Source organism: Actinomadura chokoriensis (assembly GCF_041463665.1).
Classification (GTDB): Bacteria; Actinomycetota; Actinomycetes; order Streptosporangiales; family Streptosporangiaceae; genus Spirillospora; species Spirillospora chokoriensis_A.
The window spans coordinates 1-1,424 of record NZ_JAXCEJ010000074.1; the positions used below are offsets into that span (position 1 = coordinate 1).

The window sequence follows — 1,424 nt, forward strand, 5'->3', positions numbered from 1 at the left end:
CACGGCTCCGGAGTAGTCGCGGTCTCGGCCTGATTGTCCGGTTCGGCTGCTGCGGTTGCGGGGCTGGAGATGCGTGCAGGCACGGCCTGCGTGATCATGAAGGTGTCTAAGCTTTCTGATCACAAGAGAAGACCGTGCCTGCTCCTGCATCATCCCTGATCTTGGCTGTTGTTGGCGACCTGGCCGTTGTCGATCGTGAGGCGCTGGCCGCGCGGATCCCGGCCCTGGTGGCTCACCTGGCATGGGTTCCCGATCCACGAGACCCGCGGGGCGTACGGCATTCACTGGTGTCGTTGCTGGCCACGGCGGTCGCGGCCACGATCGCGGGGGCGCGGTCGCTGGCGGCGATCGCCGAATGGGCCGCCGATCCCGGGATGACAGCTGAACTGCTGGAGGCGCTACAGGTCCGGTTCGATCCCCTGTCCCGCCGGTTCGAGGTGCCCGACGAGGCGACATTCCGGGACGTGCTGGAACGCCTGGACGCCTCAGCGTTCACCGCGGCGACCAGTGCCTGGCTCGGTGAACTGGCCGACCTGCGGGACGGGGCCGGGCAGCAGGCCGGGGCGCGTCCGCCGATCCGGACGGGCCGGCCCAAGCAGGAATCGGTCGCAGTTGATGGCAAGGCGCTGCGCGGCACCCGCCATCACACTGCCTCAGGGAGGGCGCGGCACCTGCTGGCAGCGGTCGGCACCCGGCTCGGCCGCCTCATGGGACAGGTCGAGGTGGACGGCAAGACCAACGAACTCTCGGCGTTCCGGCCGCTCTTGGAACCCCTCGACCTGACCGACCGGGTCGTGACGGCCGACGCGCTCCATACCCAGCGCGACCACGCCGCCTTCCTGGTCACCGAGAAGCACGCTCACTTCATCCTGGTCGTGAAGAAGAATCAGCGGTCGTTGTATCACCAACTCAAAGCCCTGCCCTGGCGGAAGATCCCGGTCGGGCACACCGAGGACCACCACGGGCACGGCCGGACCGAACGCCGCGGCATCAAGATCTGCTCGCTGGCCGAAGGGCTGCTATTCCCGCACGCCCACCAGGCCATCTGCATCACCCGCAGAGTCCGGCCCCGCACCGGCGGCCGGTGGACCACCGTGACCGTCTACGCGGTGACCAGCCTCAACGCCCACCAGGCCACCGCCGCTCAGATCGCCCGGTGGATCCGCTCCCACTGGCGCATCGAAGCCCTGCACCACATCCGCGACGTCACCTACCGCGAAGACCACTCCCAGATCCGCACCGGCAGCGGCCCCGCCGTCATGGCCGCCCTCCGCAGCCTCGCCATCACCATCCTGAAATTCTGCGGCTGGACCAACATCGCCAAGGCCAACCGGCACCACCACAAGGACCCCCGCCGCTGTCTCGCCACCCTCGGCCTCACAAACCGACATCAAGGCAGATAACGCGAGAACCCCGGAGCCGTG

General features: G+C 68.5%; 1 protein-coding gene. It reads left to right on the forward strand.

Annotated features, from left to right (window positions below; translation table 11 throughout):
• Positions 1-161 precede the first annotated feature (161 nt).
• Positions 162-1,403, forward strand: coding sequence for an ISAs1 family transposase (locus SM418_RS37925; RefSeq protein WP_371946474.1), 1,242 nt, complete (start codon positions 162-164; stop codon positions 1,401-1,403).
• Positions 1,404-1,424: the final 21 nt, after the last annotated feature.